General features: G+C 45.7%; 22 protein-coding genes. All 22 read right to left on the bottom strand.

The window, feature by feature from the left end; translation table 11 throughout:
- Positions 1 to 148: 148 nt before the first annotated feature.
- The 22 genes from ACJV2T_RS01750 to rpsD all read right to left on the bottom strand — a co-directional run bounded on the left by ACJV2T_RS01750 (position 149) and on the right by rpsD (position 22,689).
- Positions 149 to 1,087, bottom strand: coding sequence for a nucleotidyl transferase AbiEii/AbiGii toxin family protein (locus ACJV2T_RS01750; RefSeq protein ID WP_419398962.1), 939 nt, complete (start codon positions 1,085 to 1,087; stop codon positions 149 to 151).
- The gene (locus ACJV2T_RS01745; RefSeq protein ID WP_415687343.1) at positions 1,080 to 1,703 is read right to left on the bottom strand and encodes a type IV toxin-antitoxin system AbiEi family antitoxin domain-containing protein; all 624 of its coding nucleotides are present in this window, start codon (positions 1,701 to 1,703) and stop codon (positions 1,080 to 1,082) included. The genes ACJV2T_RS01750 and ACJV2T_RS01745 overlap by 8 nt, the downstream gene beginning before the upstream one ends.
- 181 nt (positions 1,704 to 1,884) lie before the next feature.
- Entirely contained in the window at positions 1,885 to 2,559 is a 675-nt protein-coding gene (locus ACJV2T_RS01740) for an HAD family hydrolase (RefSeq protein ID WP_419398961.1), read from the bottom strand.
- A gap of 57 nt (positions 2,560 to 2,616) precedes the next feature.
- Positions 2,617 to 3,090, bottom strand: coding sequence for a metal-sulfur cluster assembly factor (locus tag ACJV2T_RS01735; protein ID WP_064340461.1), 474 nt, complete (start codon positions 3,088 to 3,090; stop codon positions 2,617 to 2,619).
- 32 nt (positions 3,091 to 3,122) lie between these two features.
- On the bottom strand, positions 3,123 to 3,812 hold the full coding sequence (sufU, locus tag ACJV2T_RS01730) for a Fe-S cluster assembly sulfur transfer protein SufU (protein WP_419398960.1): 690 nt from the start codon (positions 3,810 to 3,812) through the stop codon (positions 3,123 to 3,125).
- 78 nt (positions 3,813 to 3,890) lie between these two features.
- Positions 3,891 to 5,222 carry a SufS family cysteine desulfurase gene (locus ACJV2T_RS01725; protein WP_419399080.1) on the bottom strand — a complete coding sequence of 444 codons (1,332 nt, stop codon included), beginning with the start codon at positions 5,220 to 5,222 and terminating at the stop codon, positions 3,891 to 3,893.
- Positions 5,223 to 5,288: 66 nt separating this feature from the next.
- The gene (gene sufC, locus ACJV2T_RS01720; protein ID WP_004110671.1) at positions 5,289 to 6,065 is read right to left on the bottom strand and encodes a Fe-S cluster assembly ATPase SufC; all 777 of its coding nucleotides are present in this window, start codon (positions 6,063 to 6,065) and stop codon (positions 5,289 to 5,291) included.
- A 9-nt stretch (positions 6,066 to 6,074) separates the two neighbouring features.
- Positions 6,075 to 7,322: a Fe-S cluster assembly protein SufD gene (gene sufD / locus ACJV2T_RS01715; RefSeq protein WP_419398959.1), complete on the bottom strand. Its 1,248-nt coding sequence runs from the start codon at positions 7,320 to 7,322 to the stop codon at positions 6,075 to 6,077.
- Positions 7,322 to 8,776, bottom strand: a complete 1,455-nt coding sequence (gene sufB, locus ACJV2T_RS01710) for a Fe-S cluster assembly protein SufB (protein ID WP_196218527.1) — start codon at positions 8,774 to 8,776, stop codon at positions 7,322 to 7,324. Before sufB ends, sufD begins: the two co-directional genes overlap by 1 nt.
- Positions 8,777 to 9,399: 623 nt before the next feature.
- Entirely contained in the window at positions 9,400 to 11,082 is a 1,683-nt protein-coding gene (locus tag ACJV2T_RS01705; RefSeq protein ID WP_415683362.1) for a CTP synthase, read from the bottom strand.
- A 62-nt stretch (positions 11,083 to 11,144) separates the two neighbouring features.
- Positions 11,145 to 11,600, bottom strand: coding sequence for a type II 3-dehydroquinate dehydratase (gene aroQ, locus ACJV2T_RS01700; protein ID WP_076002657.1), 456 nt, complete (start codon positions 11,598 to 11,600; stop codon positions 11,145 to 11,147).
- 19 nt (positions 11,601 to 11,619) lie between these two features.
- The gene (locus tag ACJV2T_RS01695; RefSeq protein ID WP_419398958.1) at positions 11,620 to 13,302 is read right to left on the bottom strand and encodes a bifunctional shikimate kinase/3-dehydroquinate synthase; all 1,683 of its coding nucleotides are present in this window, start codon (positions 13,300 to 13,302) and stop codon (positions 11,620 to 11,622) included.
- Positions 13,299 to 14,486 carry a chorismate synthase gene (gene aroC, locus ACJV2T_RS01690; RefSeq protein WP_419398957.1) on the bottom strand — a complete coding sequence of 396 codons (1,188 nt, stop codon included), beginning with the start codon at positions 14,484 to 14,486 and terminating at the stop codon, positions 13,299 to 13,301. Before aroC ends, ACJV2T_RS01695 begins: the two co-directional genes overlap by 4 nt.
- 49 nt (positions 14,487 to 14,535) lie before the next feature.
- Positions 14,536 to 15,042, bottom strand: a complete 507-nt coding sequence (locus ACJV2T_RS01685; RefSeq protein WP_419398956.1) for a peptidase A24 — start codon at positions 15,040 to 15,042, stop codon at positions 14,536 to 14,538.
- A 418-nt stretch (positions 15,043 to 15,460) separates the two neighbouring features.
- Complete coding sequence (gene mltG / locus ACJV2T_RS01680; RefSeq protein WP_419398955.1) at positions 15,461 to 16,639, bottom strand: endolytic transglycosylase MltG; 1,179 nt, start codon at positions 16,637 to 16,639, stop codon at positions 15,461 to 15,463.
- Between the two features lie 45 nt (positions 16,640 to 16,684).
- Positions 16,685 to 17,149: a Holliday junction resolvase RuvX gene (gene ruvX, locus ACJV2T_RS01675; protein ID WP_419398954.1), complete on the bottom strand. Its 465-nt coding sequence runs from the start codon at positions 17,147 to 17,149 to the stop codon at positions 16,685 to 16,687.
- Positions 17,150 to 17,204: 55 nt separating this feature from the next.
- Complete coding sequence (alaS, locus tag ACJV2T_RS01670; RefSeq protein WP_419398953.1) at positions 17,205 to 19,889, bottom strand: alanine--tRNA ligase; 2,685 nt, start codon at positions 19,887 to 19,889, stop codon at positions 17,205 to 17,207.
- A 206-nt stretch (positions 19,890 to 20,095) separates the two neighbouring features.
- Positions 20,096 to 20,341 (bottom strand): hypothetical protein, encoded by a 246-nt coding sequence (locus tag ACJV2T_RS01665; RefSeq protein WP_004105270.1) that lies wholly within the window; start codon positions 20,339 to 20,341, stop codon positions 20,096 to 20,098.
- A complete protein-coding gene (locus ACJV2T_RS01660) occupies positions 20,341 to 20,787 on the bottom strand; it encodes a DUF948 domain-containing protein (protein ID WP_419398952.1) in 447 nt (148 codons plus the stop codon). The genes ACJV2T_RS01665 and ACJV2T_RS01660 overlap by 1 nt, the downstream gene beginning before the upstream one ends.
- Positions 20,788 to 20,934: 147 nt before the next feature.
- The gene (locus tag ACJV2T_RS01655; protein WP_419398951.1) at positions 20,935 to 21,609 is read right to left on the bottom strand and encodes a histidine phosphatase family protein; all 675 of its coding nucleotides are present in this window, start codon (positions 21,607 to 21,609) and stop codon (positions 20,935 to 20,937) included.
- A 190-nt stretch (positions 21,610 to 21,799) separates the two neighbouring features.
- Positions 21,800 to 22,009, bottom strand: coding sequence for a hypothetical protein (locus ACJV2T_RS01650; RefSeq protein ID WP_419398950.1), 210 nt, complete (start codon positions 22,007 to 22,009; stop codon positions 21,800 to 21,802).
- A 53-nt stretch (positions 22,010 to 22,062) separates the two neighbouring features.
- Complete coding sequence (gene rpsD, locus ACJV2T_RS01645) at positions 22,063 to 22,689, bottom strand: 30S ribosomal protein S4 (protein WP_004105277.1); 627 nt, start codon at positions 22,687 to 22,689, stop codon at positions 22,063 to 22,065.
- Positions 22,690 to 22,917: the final 228 nt, after the last annotated feature.

The following is a 22,917-nucleotide window of genomic DNA, read 5'->3' as shown; positions in this document are numbered from 1 at the left end:
ACACTGGTGCAGATTCCATACTGCACGAGTGTCTCCGATTGCATGACTTAACACTTGCTAACTATCTTGCTTATAAAAAACTTGCTTTTGTGCGTTATATTTTCATAAATAACGCACAATTACAAGTTACAAAAATCAAAGCTAAAACCTAATCAAGCATAAGATTTATTAATTTTAAGATAGAGGAAATAACATCCTCAAAATTTACACTTTTCGCGTACTGATGCTTCTTAGCATATCTATTCCATCTATCGATTACAGCACTATCACATGAGATGTATTCAAGTATTTCACGTGCTTTTACTTTTGAAAAATACGTATTCCTATGTTTGCAAGTAAGCGACATGGCAACTTTTAATACACTAAAATCAATACTTTCATTAATTTGATTCACAAACTCACAATCAGTTAAATACGCAATAGCAACTCCACAATTCCCGTTATTAGACGCATTCAGCGAGTTCATAATTGCGTAAATATCATAAAAGTCTTTACTTCTTGTATTACTTTCTGCCTTAGAGAGAATAGTTTGCAATTTTTCAGCCAATACTGATTCAAGTGGATACATTTGCAAATCTATATCGTCTCCGAGAACAGTAGAATATTTTCCCACTTTAACTTCTGGATACATTGGATCTCCAGTAGCTATATCAACCGAAAAAGGAAACCTAATTTTATCTAAATGACCGATTATATGAAAACGATATCCACCATATTCATCTTCAGGCCTAATAGAATCGGTAGAGTCGTTGATTTCAAACCACATACCATCATGGTTTTCATCATAAGTTGTAACACTTTTAATAACATTAAATAAATAAGAATCCTCCATTTTCAAACCATTAATCAAAAAATCAATGTCTTTGGTTGATCTATTATCAATTCCAAGCACAAAACTCAGAAGCATTCCGCCTTTCAAGACGAAATTATTTTTATACTCACTTTTTGCAAGCAACTTCAAAAACTCATCAAAGAAATATCTACTTAACAAAGTGTTGTAATCTAAGCTAAGTTCTTGCGACTTGTTACGCAAACGCTGCGTAACGCTATCTCTAATTGCAGTACTTTTATTACTACTGTTATTCATCGAGAATCTCCAAAATATCGTCAACTTGCCGAAGAATACCAAATTGTTTGGCATATTCGCGCAATCTATGTACGTTTTTATTAGGATTCCTCACATACGCACGCAAAGCCTTACCAAATATCTCTGAATCCTGACGCCTACGATTTCTAACCAAATCGCAAATAGTGCGCTCCATATCACAAGACATCACATAATTACCAATAATTGTACGCACCCTTGTAACGCCAATTTTATACCATTCTTTCCTAATTTGATGCACTTCAACATCATTTTTTATACGCCATGTGTTATAACCCTGACATACCGTAACTTCGTTTATAAACGGCATGCGATCTGTAAGATTATGCAAATACAAGGCAGTTTGGTAAGAATATATGCAAGCTTTATTGCGAAGTTGGAAAAAATAAAGTTCATCATAATTATTTGAATTGCTATCAAAATACACACCGCGCGCAATTCTTTCCAAATCATTATTTTTGACCATGCTAGTTAGATACCAAGAGTCAATTCCTGCGGAAGAAACTTCTTTTGCTGTGATGATACCGTTATTTTTCTTAACTATTCCTTTAATCGCACTAATATTTGTTATCTTTTGATTTGCTGTTACTTTTACCATCACATACCAACCTATTAAAAACCATCTTACGAATAACAAAAGCTTATTAAAAAACTTGCTTTTGTGCTTTATTATTATATAAATAACGCACGAATACAAGTAAAAAGTTAGCTACAGACTCATAGCGATAATTTAGATTCAGCAGAATGCGCGCAGATTAAAATGCCGATTAGGACGCAGATTAAGAATAAAGCAACGACGCTGCAGAAGCTGCGCGAGAGTCACTTTCGAGAAAAAGCGCGGAAGCAGCGGAAAGACCGGTTTGTTGCAAAAACGCGCGGTAAAGCATTACGTCGGGTTTGCGCAAATGCGATTCGTAAGATGCACAAACGCCGTTAAGCTCGCCGAGTATTGGGCAAGTTTTGCGTGCACAGTTTAGCCAATCGCAAGAAGCGTTACCAAGCGCCCACACGCGCACGCCGCTCGCAATCAACTCGCGCGCCACAGCCGAAGCATCCGCGCGCTCGCCGGCGAAACCGCGCTCGAAACGCTCAAAATACAAGCGATACAGCCATGTAACTGCCGGCCCGTGATGCTCATCAAACGAATCCAAAGCCTGCTTGCAGCTCCACCCAGCCTCGCGCAATGACTCGTGAAACTCAAAACCCCATTCCGGCTCGAAACTAAAGAGCACTTCCCCAATAAAATCCGGATAATCTGCAGCCAGAGTGCGGCGCGCATCCCAATCTACAAGCAATTGCAAGTCGAAAACAACGTCAGTTATTCCGCGCAAAGCATATTCGCGGATACTATTTTTGCGCACATCACTTATTTCGCGCACATCATTGCGCACATCACTTATTTCGCGAATATCACAGATACCGCTTGCACTAACTGCTTTTATTTCAGCGCCCATAATTCCCACTTGTGCAATACGTTGCTCTCAAAACAAAACAGCACGCAAACCAAATACTCACACAGTTGGCGGAATACCAGCACTCATCGACGCATCGCCAACTACGCCAGAACCGTACATTCCTGCAGCAAAACTCGCTTGCAAACTGTTGAGATTGTAGCCAAGCGCCTCAAGCTGCGCGCGACCGTCCTCATTAATGTTTTCAACGCTCCAACGCGGCTTCCACGTCCAATCAATACGAAACTCTTCCACCAAGCCTGCGAGCGCATTCGCACACTCATCCTCAATCAATTCAGTTAACGGACATGCAGGAGTGGTAAGCGTCATAGTAATAATTGCGCGCCCAAGCTCGTCAATTTCAATGCCGTAAACCAAGCCCAAATCAACCACGTCAATGCCAAGCTCAGGATCCACAACATCGTGTAAAGCGTCTAAAATATCATCTTCTGTAACTCGGCCAATGTCATTCGCGCTTAAATTCGCAGGATGCGTTTCATGCGTCACCTCAGATGCCGATTGATTTTCTGCCATAATATTCCTTGCTTTTACGTTACATAAAAATTTTATAGTTCTTTCATAGCCTTTGCAATGCTGTCTTTTAAGCCTTCCCACGCCAAAAGCGCGCACTTAATTCGCATTGGGTAGCGCGATACGCCTTGCAAAACCATTGCATCTTCCAGCGCATCTTCGTCCTCTTCGTTTTCAAAACCTGCGCCGCGAGATTCCATAAGTTTGTGGAAAAGCGAGTCTAATCGCAAGGCTTCGTCAACCGATTTTCCTTCAACTAGATCAACCATCATTGAAAGACTTGCTTGAGAAATAGAGCAGCCGTGACCATCCCACTTAATACTTGATACTATTGGCGTTTCGTCATTATTCGCGTTGCGCGAAAGCTCCACGCGCATGGTAACTTCGTCGCCGCAAGTTGGATTGAATTGGTGCGATTGACCTAAAGCAGAGTTTTCGTCAGATGTAACAGCACAACTTTCGTGAGCATTATTTAAGGTAATTTCAGCAGATTTTGTATTTTCTGCAGATTCTTGAGATTTTGCAGATTCTGTATTTTCAGCAGATTCTTGAGATTCTTCCTGCAATTCCGCTTGTGCGAGCGCGTCCGTGCTTTCGAAATGAGTTTTGCCATGCGGATTTCGCGCAGCATCCAAAATTACTTCTTGATACATGCTTTCTAAGCCGTCACCAGCCGCATCACCTGCACCAAAACCAGCGCCCGCACCAAAACCCATATCAAACATACGCACTCCTTACCTACTTCCTAACTCACTGATTCGCTTGGCTAACTCGCTAACTCTCCAACTCGCTCGCTAACAATATTATGCGCCAAAGTAGGCGCGAACGTGCGAGACTGCTTCAACAAGCGCGCGAGCCTCGTCAACTGTGTTGTAAACGCCAACAGAAGCGCGATTCGAAGCATACACGCCAAAATGACGGTGAATCGGCTGAGCGCAATGATGCCCGACGCGAATCGCAATGCCTTGAGCGTCCAAAAACTGTCCAACATCGTGCGGATGCACACCCTCAACTTCAAAAGCAACCGTGCCAATTCGCTGACTCAAATCAGTCGGACCCAAAACGCGAACACCTGGAACATCTTGCAATTTTAGCAATTCTGCAGCAATTTCCTGCTCATGCTCTGCAACTCGGCTCATATCCAACGCGCGCAGCCAATCTGCTGCAACTCCGGCAGCAACCATTTGCGCAACAGGCTGAGTTCCAGCCTCAAAACGGTAAGGAGCATCCATGTATTGCGCCGGCTTGTTAAGCCACGCAAGCTCCACCATTGAACCGCCAAAATTGGCAGGTGGAAGCGCGTTCAAAAGCTCGCGGCGACCATACAAGAATCCAACTCCCGTAGGACCGTACATTTTATGCGCACTAAATGCCGCAAAATCAACGCCTAACGCGTGAAAATCAACTGGAATATGTGGAACTGACTGGCATGCGTCGAGCACAAAAATCGCACCAACTTCGTGAGCGCGCTTGCAAATCGACGAAACGTTCGTAATAGCGCCAGTAACGTTGCTAATATGCGTAACTGCAACGATTTTCGTGCGCTCGTCAATAATCGTCCGCAAATAATCCGCGTCCGCGCGCACACGACCGTCTTCGGTTACGTCAATCCAGCGAAGCTCCGCTCCAGTGCGAAGAGCCAGTTCCTGGAATGGAAGCAAAACAGAATGGTGATCCGCACGAGATACGACTATTGAGTCGCCTTCACGAAGCGCGAAATTTTTGCGGAAATCAGCAGAATCATCGCTGTCTTTTTTGCAAATTTTCGCCTTCGCACTAGCGTTACCAATAGCAGTTGCGAGAAGATTAAGCGCACCGGTCGCGCCCGGAGCAACAACAATTTCCTCACTGCCAGCGTCCGCGCAAGCTCCAACAAGCCGCGCAACTTTCGCACGCGCTTGTTCAAACGCAACAGTCGAAAGTGCAGCCAACTCGTGCGCTCCCCTGTGCACACCAGCGTTAATTGTTTCGTAAAACTCTTTTTCGGCGTCGATTACAATTTGCGGCTTTTGCGAAGTAGCTGCAGAATCCAAGTAAATCAAGGGTTTTCCGTGCACAGTATCGTGAAGCGAAGTGCCGTGAACTGTGCGACTTAAAATCGGAAACTGCGAGCGCAAATCGCTAAATTCTCGCATAATATTTTCTGTAGTCACTGTAGTCATATTAAACCGTTATTTAAAACTATTACTTTATAGCCGCACTTAAGCCAGTGCCGACTCAGTTGCGCCTTCCGGCAAATACTTGTCGTAGCCTTCTTCTTCCAGCTCGTCCGCAAGCTCCGGTCCTGCAGTCTTTACAAAGTGACCTTGCGCAAAAACGTGCACAATATCCGGCTTAATATACTTGAGGATTCGCGTGTAATGCGTGACCATCATAATGCCCAAACCGGTGTTTTCTTTGGCGCGATTCACGCCTTCCGACACGATTCGAAGAGCATCAACATCCAAACCGGAATCAGTTTCGTCCAAAATTGCAAACTTTGGTTTCAAAAGCTCTAGTTGCAAAACTTCCGCGCGCTTCTTTTCGCCGCCGGAGAAGCCTTCGTTTACGGAACGCGACGCAAATTTTGGATCCATTCGAAGCTTTTTCATAGCCTCGCTAAGTTCTTTCACCCAGCTTCTTAAAGATGGAGCTTTGCCTTCAACTTCAGTTTTTGCAGTGCGAAGGAAGTTCGTCATAGATACGCCCGGTACCTCTACTGGGTATTGCATTGCGAGGAATAATCCGGCTTTCGCGCGCTCGTCAGGAGTCATTTTCAAAATATCTTCGCCGTCGAGAAGAACTTGACCCGAATCGACTTCATACTTTGGGTGTCCTGCCAAAGTGTATGCAAGAGTAGACTTTCCAGATCCGTTAGGACCCATGATTGCGTGAGTTTCGCCAGAATTAACTGTAAGATTTACGCCTTTTAAGATTTGCTTGCGACCTTCTTTTGTTTCTACAGAAGCGTACAAATCCTTAATTTCCAAAGTTGACATGATTTTCTCCTATTCTTCCGTTCTTGCAAGACGGCGCTCAATAGCCTTCATTAAGTGATCAACAATTTCCGGAACGCCAATTTCTTCAATAAGCTCGTTAAAGAATCCGCGCACAACAAGCTTCCTTGCCTCAATCTCGCTAATTCCGCGCGATTGCAAGTAGAAAAGCTCTTCGTCGTCAAATCTACCGACTGAACTTGCGTGACCGGCACCAATAATATTTCCGTTTTCAATTTCCAAATTCGGCTCAGAATCGGCGATTGCGCCAGGAGTGAGCACCAAATTACGGTTCAACTCGTACGAATCTGTGCCAGGAGCTTCCGGCTTAATAAGCGCGTTTCCAACCCAAGTTGAATGCGCGCCCTTCCCTTCCAAGGCACCCTTGTACACCACTCGCGACTTGCATTCCGGATAGTTGTGCACAACCATCGTGCGGTGCTCAACATGCTCGCCTGGATCCACAAAATACATGCCGAGCATGTTCAAATCGCCCTGCTCGCCTCCAAAATCTTGATCCATGCGAATGCGCACAACATCTCCGCCAAGAGTGACCATCGTGTGGCGAAGCGAAGCACCCTCACCCACGTGAATACGCTGATTTCCAACGTGTTTGCTTCCCAAATCCCACTCTTGAATAAATGTAGTAGAAACGTGCGCGTGTTTTCCGAGAATAATTTCCACGCCTTCAGCAAGTTTTGCGCAACCGGTATGTTCGATAATAATGTCAGCATTCGAGCGAGAATCCGCTTCGATTATTAAGTGCAATGCGTCAAGCGTATTAACATTATCGCCCTGAATTTTCAGCACGATTGGCTTTTTGATTTCGCCAGATATGTGAAGCACGTGCGCTTGTTTCGCTGCATTCCACGCAACTGCAGCCGCGCGATCAGACGGCTTCATGTCGGTATGAGGCGCCTCGTTTTGCAGCTTTACTTGCAAACTTACAGAACCGTCGCTTCCAACGTAAGAATCATCCAACGCAGCTCCACCAATGCCTTCAAGCGTTACTTGGATACTATTAGAAGGCTCGAAACGCTCGAAAAACTCGGAGATTCGCTCAACTGGAGTGTATCGCCAATCTTCCTGCTTGCGAGTTGGAATCGCAAAATCTTCCACATTGAACGAGCGCACGGATTTATCGGCACTAGAAGGCATTGCTGCAGGAACCGCGTACGGATCATTAGGGTCTGCTACAGGAATACTAATTTCTTTTTCCGTCATTTTATTGCCTAAATTCTTATTTAAATCTTCGCTCATCAGCCCACGGATCCTTCCATTTGCAACTCAACTAAGCGATTCAACTCAAGCGCGTACTCCATTGGCAGCTCGCGACTAATCGGCTCCACGAAGCCGCGCACAATCATGCCCATAGCCTCTTTTTCTTCAAGTCCGCGACTCATCAAATAGAAAAGCTGATCCTCAGAAACCTTGGAAACAGTGGCCTCGTGAGCCATCGAAACGTCGTCTTCGCGCACATCAACATGCGGATAAGTATCCGACCTCGAAAAATCGTCAACAAGCAAAGCGTCGCACACAACAGACGAACTAGAGCCCTTCGCGCCCTTAATAATCTTCACAAGACCGCGGTAAGCTGAACGTCCGCCGCCACGCGAAATCGACTTAGCAACAATCGTGGAACTCGTATGCGGAGCCAAGTGAATCATTTTCGCACCCGTATCTTGATACTGACCGCGACCAGCAAAGCTCAAAGACATAGTTTCTGCTTTTGCGTACGGCTCTGCGAGAATGCAAGCAGGATACTTCATAGTAGCTTTAGAGCCGATGTTGCCGTCAACCCACTCCATTGTGCCACCTTCGCGCACGTAAGCTCGCTGAGTTACCAAGTTGTACACGTTATTTGACCAGTTTTGCACTGTTGTGTATCGCACGCGCGCATGCTTTTCCACAACAATTTCAACGTTTGCAGCGTGAAGAGAGTCCGTGGAATAAATTGGAGCCGTGCAACCCTCAACGTAATGCACGTAAGAGCCTTCGTCTGCAATAATAAGCGTGCGCTCAAACTGGCCCATGTTTGGCGTATTAATGCGGAAGTAAGCCTGAAGCGGAATATCCACATGCACGCCTTTTGGCACGTACACGAACGAGCCGCCACTCCAAGCCGCTGTGTTAAGAGCCGCAAACTTGTTGTCGTCAACAGGAATCACAGTTGCGAAATACTTTTTTACAAGCTCAGGATACTTTTGCACTGCTGTATCAGTATCAACAAAAATCACGCCTTGAGCTGCCAAGTCCTCACGAATCGAATTGTAAATAACTTCCGACTCGTACTGTGCTGCAACACCTGAAACCAAGCGCTTTTTCTCAGCTTCCGGAATGCCTAAGCGATCGTAAGTTTTGCGAATATCTTCCGGCAAATCGTCCCAAGTTTTCGCTTGATCGTGAACCGGACGCACGTAGTATTTAAAATCATCCGCGTCAAAACCGCTTAAATCAACGCCCCAATCCGGCATCGGCTTTTGCAAAAACGCACGGTAACCTTGCAAACGAAGATTTAGCATCCACTCCGGCTCGTGCTTGTCAGCGGAAATTGCGCGAACAACCGACTCGTCAATACCCTTCTTCGCAGCTTCGCCTGCAGCATCCGAATCATGCCAGCCGTAATTGTAATCGCCAAATTCAGCAACAATCTGCTCGTCTTGACGAATTTTCTCTTCGTTTACGCGAGCGCGATCTGCCACATACTGGCTCATTTCAACGTCTGCAGCTTTATTTTTTGCGGGATTGCCATCGTTTGCTGCAACGCTTGTATCGCCAGTAACGCCAGTATTGCTCATATTGCCAGCATCACTCATATTGCTAGTATCGCTCATAAAGCCTGTAACACCTCCATACTTAACGCACACCTGCGCGCGGTACGTATCAATTGGCAAAAGCTGCTCCCCAAGCGCTACTTTTGCACTCTCCCCACTCAATTATCACCTATCTAAGGTTACCGCGTAATGCGATTTCTTGGTATAGCCGTGTTATGAGCAAAACGTAATGTTTATCACAATCTAATAAAACAAAACGGCAGAAACTTTACAGCGTTGTCAAGAAAAGGTCGTATTCTCGCCAAAAAACGGCAGAAACTTTACGCGCGTGTAAAGAAAAAGTCGGCTACACACCAAAAAACGGCAGAAACTTTACGCGCGTGTAAAGAAAAGGTCGTTTGCGAATGAAAAAGCGGTAAAACTTAGGAAAACCAAGTCTTACCGCTTATTTCTATTTACTTAATTCTTACTTAAGCACTACTTAAGCTTTCTTAATTCTTACTTAAGCCTTACTTAAGCTTTCTTAATTCTTACTTAAGCCTTACTTAAGCCTTACTTAAGCCTTACTTATCAGCCTTACTACTAGCAGCAGCTTCCTGATGTTCCAAAGCAGCCGCAACCAATCCAGCAAACAGAGGATGAGGCTTAGTTGGGCGAGACTTAAACTCTGGATGAGCTTGAGTTGCCACGTAGAATGGGTGAACTTCCTTTGGAAGCTCCACAAACTCAGTCAAGTTACCATCTGGGCTTTGACCGCTAATACGCAAGCCGGCTTCACGCAAACGATCCTTATAAGCCACGTTCACTTCATAACGGTGACGGTGACGCTCAGTAACATGCGTAGAGCCGTAAAGCTCAGCAACAATAGAGCCTTCTTCAAGCGTTGCAGGGTAAGAGCCGAGTCGCATTGTGTGACCCATATCTCCCTTACCAGCCACGATATCCTTCTGCTCTTCCATAGTTGCGATTACTGGATCGCCACAATCCTTCTCGAATTCAGTGGAATTAGCATCCTCGAGTCCAAGCACGTGACGAGCGTACTCAATAACCATGGACTGCAAGCCAAGGCAAAGGCCAAGCGTTGGCAAACCGTGCTCGCGAGCGTAACGCAAAGCTCCGATCTTACCTTCAATACCGCGAATGCCGAAGCCGCCTGGAATAACCATGCCGTCCATTTGGTCAAGAGCTGCAGCAGCGCCTTCTTGAGTTTCGCACTTGTCGGCAGCAACCCAACGCACGTTCACCTTAGCCCAGTTTGCAAAACCGCCGGCCTTAATAGCTTCGGTAACGGAAAGGTAAGCATCCGGCAAATCAATATACTTGCCAACGATTGCAATGTTCAGCTCATGCTTTGGATGATGCACGCGCTCAAGCAAATCTTCCCACTCGTTCCAATCAACATCGTGGAATGGAAGCTCAAGCTCACGAACAACGTAAGCATCCAAGCCCTCGTTGAACAAAATCTTCGGCACATCGTAAATGCTTGGAGCGTCAACGCAGTTCACAACGCCTTCAGCATCAACATCACACATAAGCGAAATCTTGTCTTTAATAGCCTGATTAAGCGGACGATCAGAGCGCAAAACAAGCGCGTCTGGAGAAATACCAAGCTGACGCAGCATCATCACAGAATGCTGAGTCGGCTTAGTCTTCAACTCGTGCGCTGCAGCAATATAAGGTACCAAAGAAACGTGCACAAACATGCAGTTTTCAGGACCTAAATCGCGACGAACTTCGCGAGCAGCCTCCAAGAATGGCTGGGATTCAATATCGCCAACTGTGCCGCCGATTTCCGTAATAATCACATCTACATCGTCGGAAGCTTGCGCGCGCATACGCGACTTAATCTCGCCAGTAATATGCGGAATAACTTGCACGCACTGACCCAAATATTCGCCAGCGCGCTCCTTACGAAGCACAGATTGATAAATCTGACCTGTCGTTACATTCGCTTTCTGGCTTAAGAAAACATCGAGGAATCGCTCGTAATGACCAATATCGAGATCTGTTTCTGCGCCGTCTTCCGTAACATAGACTTCACCATGCTGGAATGGGTTCATTGTACCCGGGTCAACATTGATATAAGGGTCGAGTTTTTGTTGTAATACATGCAATCCGCGACTGCGTAAAAGTCGGCCTAAAGATGATGCTGTAAGGCCTTTTCCGAGGGACGAAACTACGCCACCAGTGACAAAAATATGCTTTGTAATATGCTCCTGAGAGTTACCATGTTGTCTTCTAACCATGGAACTCCATAGTATCTTCGAGCCTCGACGCTGGGTGTTGATTCGCAAAAAATCGAACAAAATCAAACAAGATGCGCAACGGCTTCCAAAGCTAGCTTATATCCGTACAATCCCATGCCTGTAATAGTGCCGGTTGCAACAGGACTAATTACGCTAATTTTACGAAAAGCATCGCGCGCAGCAGGATTAGAAATATGCACTTCCATAAGCGGAACTCCAGCATCCAAAACCATGTGAGCAGCGTCCGCGAGCGCGTAACTGTAGTGCGTAAAAGCAGCAGGATTCATAACAACAGGCGTATGAGTATCCGCAGCTTCATGCATCCAGTGAACCATTTGCGCTTCGTCGTCACTTTGGCGCACTTCTACTTCAAACCCAAGCTCCGCTCCCCACTTTTCGCATTTCTCGCGCAAAGTTTCAAAGTTCTCACTACCGTACACATCCGGCTGGCGCACGCCTAAACGACCTAAATTCGGTCCGTTTACAACAAGCACTTTTTTTGTATGCTGATTTTCCATTTTTACCTCGCAAGATTAATTAATTTTGCTTATAAACGCGCTCAAAAGCTTCACGAACAGCTTCAATAGGCGGATTGTCTAAATGCATAGGATTCGAAATACCATCTAAAATTACGAAACGTAGCATGTTGCCGCGCGCTTTTTTGTCGCGATGCATAAGGTTAAGCACACACTCAAAAGCAGCATCAGTGTCTTTTGCGCACTGCCACGAAGTTGGCAATCCAAGCGAATCTAAAAGCGAACGATGATACGCAACGTCTCCCGCATCCAAATATCCTAAAATTTGCGCAAGCTCCGCTGCAAAAACCATGCCAACAGCTACAGCGTTTCCGTGACGCCAACGGAAGTGCTCAATCTGCTCAATAGCGTGACCAAGCGTATGCCCGTAGTTCAAAAACTCGCGCAAACCCTGCTCTTTTAAATCGCTCGATACGTGATACGCCTTTACTTTAACTGTTCGTTCAATAAGCTCCACAAGCAGTTCGTGAAGTTCGTTATTATTTTCTAAATCATCACCATTAAATTCACGCAAAAGCCTCGCGTTATTGGCATCGCTAAGAATCTTCAAAATTTCGCCATCGCGAATAAAACCAGATTTTGCAACCTCACCCAAGCCTTCAATAAGAATATCGTTTGGAAGAGTTGCAAGCGTAGAAGTATCTGCTAAAACGCCAGCTGGAGTGTAAAAGCTGCCGACTAGATTCTTTCCAGCATCCGTATTAATACCAGTTTTACCGCCAGTAGACGCGTCAACCATCGCAAGAAGCGAAGTAGGGCAGTTTACATAGCGAATTCCACGCATCCAAGTTGCAGCAACAAAGCCAGCGACATCCGTTGCTGCTCCTCCGCCTAAACCAACAATTGCATCCGAACGAGTAAAACCAGCTTCTGCCAGGTTAGCCCACAATCCGCTTGCAACTTTAATAGTTTTTCCAGCTTCTGCATCCGGAATTAGCATGTCGAAAACTTCGTAACCAGCTTGGCGCAAAATAGTTCGAGCTTTGTCGCTATGACGCTGAACAGGTTGCGTGTGAACTAACGCCACTTTAACCGGCTTAGTTCCAAGCATTTGCGGCAGAAGTTGCATTGCACCGTCGCCAATTCGCACATCGTATGGTTCAATTCCTTCACCTGTTACGTGCACAATACGTTGCATAATCATGCTCCTTAATTTTTCTGCAGCCATATACGGAGTCGAACCTTTTGTTTGCATGTGTATATTCGATACCGCTCTAAAAACAGGGTCTCTCTGCTCAAATAATTCCATCCAACGCTTTTGCGCGTCTTCTCCAGAAAACATAGGACGATTATTATTCCAGCTTGCGCGCTCAATAGCCTCTTTAGCATTTGCTTGCAAATACACAACGCGACCGCCCCTACGCATATACTCACGCAAAACTTTTTGAGTTTCTTCACGCATAGGCGCACCGCCACCAAGCGAAACTATTCCTTTTGTAGAATCTTCTGTAGGCGTATCTCCTAAAATTGCTTCTCGCACTATGCGAGCTTCTATTTCGCGAAAAGCATCCTGACCATATTCTTCGAAATATTGCGGTATTGACATATCAATATCGCACTCGATCATGTCATCTGTATCATAAAAAGGCAGATTCATAAGATGCGCAACTTCGCGGCCAACGCGCGTTTTTCCAGCAGCAGGCATGCCAATAATAACGGCTAGCGGAAGTTTAGTGCTGCTCATTTCATATTCTCCGGCCAGGAAGCTATGTAAGACTCCACATTTCGGCGCGTTTCTTGCAAAGAATCTCCGCCGAATTTTTCCAAAGCATACTTAGCTAAAGTAAGCCTTACCATCGCTTCTGCAACTACGGAAGCAGCTGGCACAGCAGTGAAATCGGAGCGCTGATTAATAGCTTGAGCAGCTTCGCCAGTAAGCACATCAACTGTGCGCAAAGCGCGTGGAATAGACGGAATTGGCTTCATTGCAGCACGCACGCGAATAATTTCGCCGTTCGACATTCCGCCTTCAATTCCGCCAGCTCGATTAGTAAGACGCTTAATTTTCCCGTTTTCGTCTGTTACCATTTCGTCGTGCGCGGCTGATCCGGGGCGATCTGCTTCTGCAAAACCGTCTCCAATTTCCACGCCTTTAATAGCCTGAATTCCCATAATCGCGCTCGCGAGAGCTGCATCCAAGCGACGATCCGACTCAACGTATGTGCCAACTCCTGCAGGCATGCCGTAAGCAAGTACTTCCACTACTCCACCGAGCGTATCTGCATTTGCTTTTGCTTCGTCGATGCGAGCCATCATTCGCTCTTGCGCATCTTTGTCGAGAGTGCGAACTGGAGAAGCATCCAGAGCAGCAACATCGTCTGGTGTTGGTAAAGCTAAACTTTTGTTAGTGTATTCGCCGCCGATGCCGATAACATGCGCAACAGTGCGCACACCCAAAGCTTGCTGCAAAAACGCATCAGCAATAGCACCCAAAGCCACACGAGAAGCTGTTTCCCTAGCACTCGAGCGCTCCAAAACTTCGCGAGCATCATTAAAACCGTACTTGCGCATGCCTGTTAAATCCGCATGACCTGGGCGAGGACGGCTCAAAGGAGCATTTCTGCCAACTTGCTCAACCTCGTGATCCAAAGGATCTGCACTCATTACTTCAGTCCACTTTGGCCACTCTGTATTTGCGATTTCTACAGCAACCGGAGAACCAAGCGTTACGCCGTGGCGAACTCCAGTTAAAAGACGCACTTTGTCTTGCTCAAACTTCATGCGCGCGCCACGACCATAACCAAGGCGACGACGAGCAAGTGCCGAAACCACATCGTTGCTAGTAATATGCACGCCAGCCGGCAAACCTTCAATCATGGCTACTAACGCTTCACCGTGCGACTCCCCTGCCGTTTGCCATCTAAGCATGCCATTCCTCCATTCTCAAGTAATTTACGCGTCTAAATACTCTACTCTACTAACTACCAAGTATTGAGCGGGTTGTTATTGACAGCAATGCTGCGAGTATTGCAGATATTGCTTCTACTGGTACGAATGGTATTAATACGTTTGTTGGCGAGCAGATTTTGCAGTAAATTTTCCATAGTAAAAGCCAAAATAAGCCAACTGCTCCAACTAAAGCAAACCAGTAAATTAAGCAGTCAAAGCCGAATAATACCAAGGCTTGTGCAATCATTGACGCGCTCGTAACATCTCCGAAACCAATAGCATTTTTTGCGGAAATTTTTCGCATACTCCAGTAAATTACAAAAATAATTACGCAAGAAATCCAGCCAAAAATCAGCACGCCAATATTTCTAAACAAGATAATCGAATATATAAGATTCGCAAAAGATTGAAAAATTCCTGCAATAACAACCCAAAGTCTTGGCACTACGCGACTTTTTATGTCGGTTGCGCAAACTGAAATTAAGCACACAAGCGTTGGTAGCGCCGATATTATCGTAATAATTATTTGCTTCATTAAAGCAGATTACGAAAACCTACAAAACTGTTACAACCCCAAAACATCTATGTGGTTAAAAGCTATATTTTAATAGTTTAATTTTGCATCATTCAGTCGTGTGGATATTAGTGTGGTAGAGATTTGAGATTTTTCGCACTGAGCGAGGCGAACGTCAGAGCCGCAGGCTGCTGATTCGCCAAGCGAAGAAGAAAAATCGAAAAATCTCTGCGATAGACACGGTTATTAACGATTAAACACGCAGAGTTTGGGGGATTTCTCTACGAGCAATAAAAGAGGACTGAGGAAGCAACATTCTTTTAAGAACAAAGCAGACAGCAAAACCTCTAACAGCCAAAGCGACGAAGGACGGGACGTGCGAGGAAAGAAATCCCCCAAAACTCGCGCAACATCAAGGAAAACAAAAACAAGCTTTAGTTTAGTTGCCTTCAGGATTGTTGCGCTTGTACTCGTCGCGGAATTTCAAAAAGTCGTCTTTGTTATCCGCAAACTTCGTCTCACCAGTCTTCAAATTCGTGGTGACGAAGTAAAGCCACGGACCGTCTTGAGGCTTAATGGTTGCAAGCAAAGCGTTGTCTCCAGCAATACCAATAGGCGTAGGTGTCAAACCCTTATGAATACGCGTATTATACGGATTATTTGCATCGTCAAGCATTGCTTGCGTAAGTTTAATAGGCTCTACTCCAGCGCCGTAGCCAACAGTAGAATCCATTCCTAACGGCATATCTTTTGCCAAACGATTCAGTATTACGCGAATAACTTTGCCATAATATTCGCGATTATTCACTTCAGCTTCGGCAATAGACGCCATAATTAAAGCTTTTTCTCTATCTTTGCCTTTAGGAATTCCAAGAGAATCAAGTTTTTCGATACGCTTTTTTACCATTGCGGAAAGAATAGCATCCGCACTTTTCATAGCTTTTACGTTATAAACTCCAGGCTCTAGCCAGCCTTCAACGCTACCGTTTGCTTCAGCAGGCAAAATTCCTGCGGCACCATCAGCTAACGCAGCCTTGAATTTATCTAAACTTATTCCAGATAATGTTGAAGCTTTTTGCAAAACGTCTGCTGCGTGATCCCCTGCACGAACATCAAGGAATCCGCCTGCTTTTGTTTGATCTGAAAGAATATCAACTACATCAATAGCAGCCATATGTTTTTTCAGTGAGTAAACGCCAGGATACAAAATTTTATTATTTGCAGAAACAGCTGAAGTGAATGCAGCTTGCGATTTAACGACATTCGCTTTCACTAGTTTTTCAGCAACATTAATAGCGCCTTCGCCAGTATCGACTGTAAACTCAACAGATCCATAACCAGGGCCTGGCCAATCTGCAACAGCTTCACTGTTCTGAGACAAGCGCCACGCACGCACAGCACTGTATCCAACGTAACCAACAACACATAGCACGAACACAATCAATATAGCTAAAACTGCTTTTGCTCGACGTTTACGTTTCTTTGCAGCAAGACGCGCTTTTGCTCGTTTGCGAGATTTTCCTGACGAATCTGAACCGTTAGAAGCAGAAGAAGGAGAATCATCATGTTCAGTCCATTGTGCATGATTGTCAAAGAACTCATCAAAACTGTCAGACATTTGACACTCCTTTTCTACTTTCTAACTCTTATTTATTTACTTTTACTAGTTTTGTTGCGCATATTTTGAATCGAGAGCAGACTGCAAAATCAGCACTGCAGACTGCTGATCTACCATTGGGCGATGCTTTTTAGTAGAAAGATCCGCTTGCAAAAGCTGGCGATGAGCACTTACTGTTGTTAAACGCTCATCTTTCCAAACTACTTCTGGCATATAATCCAACGCCCAATCTTTTTCGTCATGCAATATTTGCATGCGTTTTATTAGATTCTTTCCCCAGCGCAGAGCTTTTTTAGCAGATTTTCCTTCAGTGCCATCGAGTTGCAAAGGCAAGCCTATAACAACTTTTTCTACATTGTTATTTTCAATAACTTCAAGCACTTCATCTATAGCACGGAAGGAATCCCCAAACACTTGCACATTACCAATAGGATGCGCAAAAGTGAGACCAGGGTCGGAAAGTGCAAGTCCGACCCTTGCGTCACCTAAATCAATACCTAACCACACCATGTTTCGTGTTGCTTTTGGTATAGATTCGTAAATTTTTTAAGCTGTAAGACACGCACTAGGCGAGCTTAGCTACTTCTGATTTCGCAGCTTCGAGAGCTTCATCAAGCTTAGAAGCGTCTGTACCACCGCCTTGAGCGAAGTCTGGTTTGCCGCCACCGCCGCCACCAAGCACCTTGGAAGCAGTACGAACCAAGTCGCCAGCCTTAGCACCAAGACCGCGAGCAGCTTCGTTTGTAGCGACTGCGATCATTGGTCGATCGTCCTCATTAACACCAGCAAGTGCAACAACCACTGGAGCATCTTCACCTAAACGAGCGCGAATATCTAGAACTGTCTTACGCAAAGCATCAAATGAGCCAAAGTTGCCAACATTCTTAAGAGCCAACTTAACTTTTTCGCTACTATTCTTTGCTTCATCAACTAATGTTGGTACAGCTTCATTTAATTGAGCTTCGTAAACAGATGCAAGCTTACGATCAGAATCCTTCATCTTGTTAAGCAAAGATTCCAAACGTTCAGCTAACTCGTCTGGACGCGCGTTAACCATATCCGCTAATTGCGCAACCAAAGTGTGTTCACGAGCGCCATACTCGTACGCAGCTTCACCGCAAAGAGCGTCGATTCTGCGCACACCAGAGCCAATAGAAGACTCGGAAAGAATAGTTACCATACCAATCTTTCCGGTGCTCTTAGCATGAGTACCGCCGCAAAGCTCACGGCTCCAACCGTCGCCGATTTCAACAACGCGCACAACGTCGCCGTACTTTTCGCCGAACAAGTGCATTGCTCCAAGCTTAAAAGCGTCGTCGATTGGCATTTCCTTAGGAACAACCTGCAAGTCGTCGCGAATACGCTCATTTACGCGAGCTTCAACGCGAGAAAGCGCATCCTTATCGACAGCCTTTGGCCACTGGAAGTCGAAGCGCAAACGATCTGGATCAACTACAGAACCGCGCTGAGTTGCCTGTGGACCAAGCTCTTCGCGCAAAGCCTTGTGAAGAGTGTGAGTAGCGGTGTGAGAACGCGCCAACGCAGCCCTGCGAACCTGATCAATATTCGTGTTCACTGGAGCACCAACGCTCAAGGTACCTTCAGTAAGTCGGCAGCTGTGAACAATCAAATCCTTGATTGGACGCTGAACATCGTCGACTTCCAAAATTGCGCCGTCGTCGGAAATAATCTCACCTTGATCTGCAATCTGACCGCCGCGCTCAGCATAGAATGGCGTGCGATCGAGAATAACCTCAACGTTTGCAGGAGCAGTAACGCTTTTAACAGAACCCTTGCCTGCTTCAACAATTGCCAAAACGTTTGAACGACTTGAGAAGTCAGTGTAACCGAGGAAGTCGATTGGCTTTTCGAGTGCCTTCTTAATATCGTCGTAAACGCTAACATCCACGTTATGACGCTTCTTCAAAGCATCAGCGCGAGCGCGACCTTTCTGCTCGCTCATAAGCTCGCGGAACTTAGTTTCGTCGACCTTAACACCCTGCTCGGCTGCCATCTCAAGAGTAAGCTCAATTGGGAAGCCGTAAGTATCGTGCAAAGTAAACGCGTCTGCGCCGCCAACCATAGGGTCATCCTTGTGCTCTTTCTTAGCTTTTTCAACAGCCAAGTCGAGAATAGTCGTGCCCTTTTCAAGAGTGCGACGGAATGCGTCCTCTTCACCGTAAGCCGCTTCGCTAACCTCATGGAAAGTATCGTTAAGCTCTGGATAGCTTGGTTCCATAGCAGCTTTAGAAACTGGGAACAGCGTTGGCAAAACTGGATCTTGAACGCCGAGCATGCGCATTGCGCGAACAGTTCTGCGAAGAAGACGACGAAGCACATAGCCGCGGCCAACATTACTTGGGCGCACGCCATCGCTCATAATCATCAAAGCAGAACGCACGTGATCTGCTACAACGCGGAAACGCACGTCAGCATCATTATTATCGCCGTACTTTACGCCGCTAAGCTTTTCTGCAGCTTCAATAACTGGGTAAACTTCGTCAGTTTCGTAAATATTTTCCTTACCTTGCATAAGGTAAGCCAAACGCTCCAAACCAGCGCCAGTATCAATATTCTTTTGATCGAGTTCGCCAGCAATATGCAAATCAGTCTTAGATTTGACGTTATCTACCTGGTAATTTTCGAAAACCAAATCCCAAATCTCAATAAAGCGAGATTCGTCAGCAGCCGGACCTCCATCGCGACCATACTTAGGACCGCGATCCACGTAGATTTCGGAGCATGGACCGCCAGGACCAGGGCCGCCGGTAGTCCAGAAGTTATCTTCCATACCGAAAACTTGCATATGCTCTGGGTCGAAGCCTTCGTTCTTCCAAATTGCGCGGGCTTCATCATCGTCAGTATAAGTAGTAACCCAAAGCTTTTCAGGGTCAAAACCGTAGCCGCCCTTATCTTGAGGAGTTGTCAAAAGCTCCCAAGCGTAGTGAATAGCTTCTTCCTTAAAATAATCGCCAAACGAGAAGTTACCAACCATCTGGAAGAAGGTTCCGTGACGAGTAGTCTTACCAACTTCGTCAATATCTAGAGTGCGAACGCACTTCTGATTCGAAGCCATACGACGCGAAGGAGGCGTCTGCTCACCAAGCAAGTAAGGAATAAACGGCACCATGCCGGCAATAGTAAACAATGTTGTTGGGTTCGGCGAAATAAGAGAAGCCGAAGGAACAACCATATGACCATTCTTGGCAAAATAGTCAAGATAACGCTTTGCAATTTCTGCTGTGCGCATACGTACGAACTCCTTGTGTAATTTTTAGCAAGACCCACGCAAACCGTCACAAATAACCGTCACAAACAAAAGCCACATGCAACGCTCACACGAAATCGTGCCGCATGACGCACGACGCAATCATGCAAACATTCAATATAGTACTTCAATACTTAACTTAACTAAACTTAGCAAAGTAACGAAATTATGAAAAACTCGTTTTTTATTTAAAATTCCCTATTTCTACGATTAGCATAACGAGAATTAAGCTCAGCTTCATGCTCTTTACGGCTAGTATTGAAATCTTTAAACAATCCCATTACTGTGCGCAATGTGATATTTTTCGGTTCCTCATCAAATATAAAACGACTAGCAGAAGACGGCATTTTTGCTTTAACATATGCACGAGCCTTCGTAACTGTAAGAACACCAATTACAATGCCAACAAACATCCAAAATAAACGCTTGAACATTACTCCCCCCTGCTTGCATTCTTAGTTGCATTCTTGTCAGAGGATTCTTTTGAAGCGTTACGATTGGCACTATTCTTGTCTGTTGGCACAGTCGGCTTATTGAAGAAAGAAGAAACAGTATCTTTTAGAGCGTAACCGGCAGCTGCAATTTTTACGAGCGGTTTTCCAAGGAAAGAACCATACAAATCTGTTAGAGCACTAATATTTGTAACGGTTGTGCGAGTAGCTCCTGAAACAGCGTTTACGTCGTCAAGAGTCTTATTAACTTGCTTAATAGTTGTAACAGACTCATCGATTGCCGGCATTGCATGCTCGCCCGACTCTTTAATTGTTTTCGCAATCTGATCAAACAACCTGCCTAATCTGATTAACGGATAAATCAAAAAGCCAGAAAGCACGGCAAACGCAATCGCAGCAATAATAGCAGCTATGTCTCCAACGCTCATCGTAACCTCTTTCTATACCATTTTGCCTGAGATTTCGCAGTATCAAAAGCCATACAACAGCAAATCAAACTACGTACTAAAACCCTTCGCAATGACTTAAGATTAACGAACGGTAAAGACGCATATAACAAAGTTAAAAAGTAGAATCTACTCGTTATAGCCTCGAATAGTAATGGCATTATCAATAGGTTTGGTAGTGTCAAAATCAAGTCTGGTTACGCTTCCGTTTTGGGGGCGTTCGCTTAAATCGTAGCCTGCAGGCGCAAAACGGTGCATAAGACTTAGCAAAGTGTTGCCATGCGAAATTTGCAAAACATTATCTCCGTCGTTAAACGAAGAATTTGAAGCAATTAACGCAAAACCTTCTTCTACGCGCGTCCAATATTCGATATCTGACTCGGCATCGTGGAAAGGATCCGCTTCTTTAAGCATGTCACGAGTGGCTGCAAGACCAAATTTTTCAACGATTTCGTTATAAGTGTGAGCTCCGTGAGGTGCTCCTGCAGCCCACCAAGCCATTTGCATATCTTGACCTTCAAAATAGCCGTAGCATTGCTCGCGAAAATGCATGTCACTTATAAGCGTCGGGCGCGCGTTACCGGCAGCTTCATTTGCGTCGAGAATACGTTGTGCTGTGATTTGTGCACGCGTAGTATCCGAGCAGTAAGCTGCAGCAAAAGCAATATTTTCTAGCTTTTTTGCGGCCGTGTCCGCGTCTTTCAAACCTTTTTCAGTAAGCGGAGAATTTGACCAGCCTTGCAAACGATTGTAACGATTAAATAGCGTCTGTCCGTGACGCACTAAATAAAGATGCAGCAACATAGCTCCATTATTGCACTAAGCGGTACATAACTGTCGAAAACACCAAACCAACCGATGAAATCGACAAAATGCGCGCATTTGTGGACTTACACCCACTGCAAGTACACAAACACGAGACAGCGCGCGCATTTGTGGACTTACACCCACTGCAAGTACACAAACACGAGACAGCGCGCGCGCATTTGTGGACTTATGCACCGCCCAAGTCCACAAAACCGAGGTAAAATTCCGGCAAATGTTCCATAAACCAGCCAACGCTCGCACTATATGCGCTCGCTATGAAACTCGCGTTGGAAGTCCACTGGACTTCCAACCTAAGCGAGTTTCCGCTCCGAGTTGCTTTCGCGCGCGCTGTGCTGCGCTCAAGCAGGTCGTCGCGCAACGCATTGACCCCTGCCACGCGAATGCGCAACAGGGGTCAAGCGGTATGTCCTTAAGAATTAAATCGGCGAATTAACGAGCGTAGTATTCGACGACGTACTGAATGTTGACTTCAACTGGAATCTGATCGACTTCCGGCTTACGAGTCAAAGTAGCCTTCAAAGAGGCAAGATTCACATCGAGGTAACCAGGAACTGCTGGCAAAACGTCGCGATGAACGCCTTCTGCAGCCATCTGGAATGGAACCATGGTCTGGCTCTTGGCACGAACCTGAATGGTCTGACCTGGCTTCACACGGTAAGATGGGCGATCGACAAGATTGCCATCAACCAAAATATGACGATGTACAACAAACTGACGAGCCTGGGCGGTGGTGCGAGCAAAGCCTGCGCGCAAAACCAAAGCATCAAGACGAGTTTCCAAATCGGTGAGCATTGCGTCACCGGTCTGGCCTGCAGTGTGCGTACCCTTCTCGTAAGCAGCACGAAGCTGCTTCTCGGAGATGCCGTACTGAGCGCGAAGACGCTGCTTCTCGCGAAGACGTACTGCGTAATCGGACTCGGTGCGACGACGAGTGCGACCGTGCTCACCTGGAGCATATGGACGCTTCTCGAAGATACGCTGAGCCTTTGGGGTCAAAGCGATGCCGAGGGCGCGAGAAAGACGCACCTGACGGCGAGAACGCTGAATATTAGTCATAACTAATCCTTTAATTCTGTCGTTATCTGAACGGAACGTGAACCAAGTTTTTCGTCGATCGCAAAATCTCCTAAAAATTATTCACGCTGAGCCGGCCTCTCCAGTGCTTCTTCGTGCTAACACACGAACGCGCAAGTATTAAAACGTTGAAATAACGCCATAACTACCGCGCGCCGACCCACTGATGGGCTAAGGCTCCAGATGATGCTTACACAAAATAGGCATCGT

Origin of the sequence: Gardnerella phocaeensis, from assembly GCF_048545075.1 — a bacterium.
GTDB lineage: Bacteria > Actinomycetota > Actinomycetes > Actinomycetales > Bifidobacteriaceae > Bifidobacterium > Bifidobacterium vaginale_J.
This window is presented reverse-complemented; position numbering and strand designations above follow the sequence as displayed.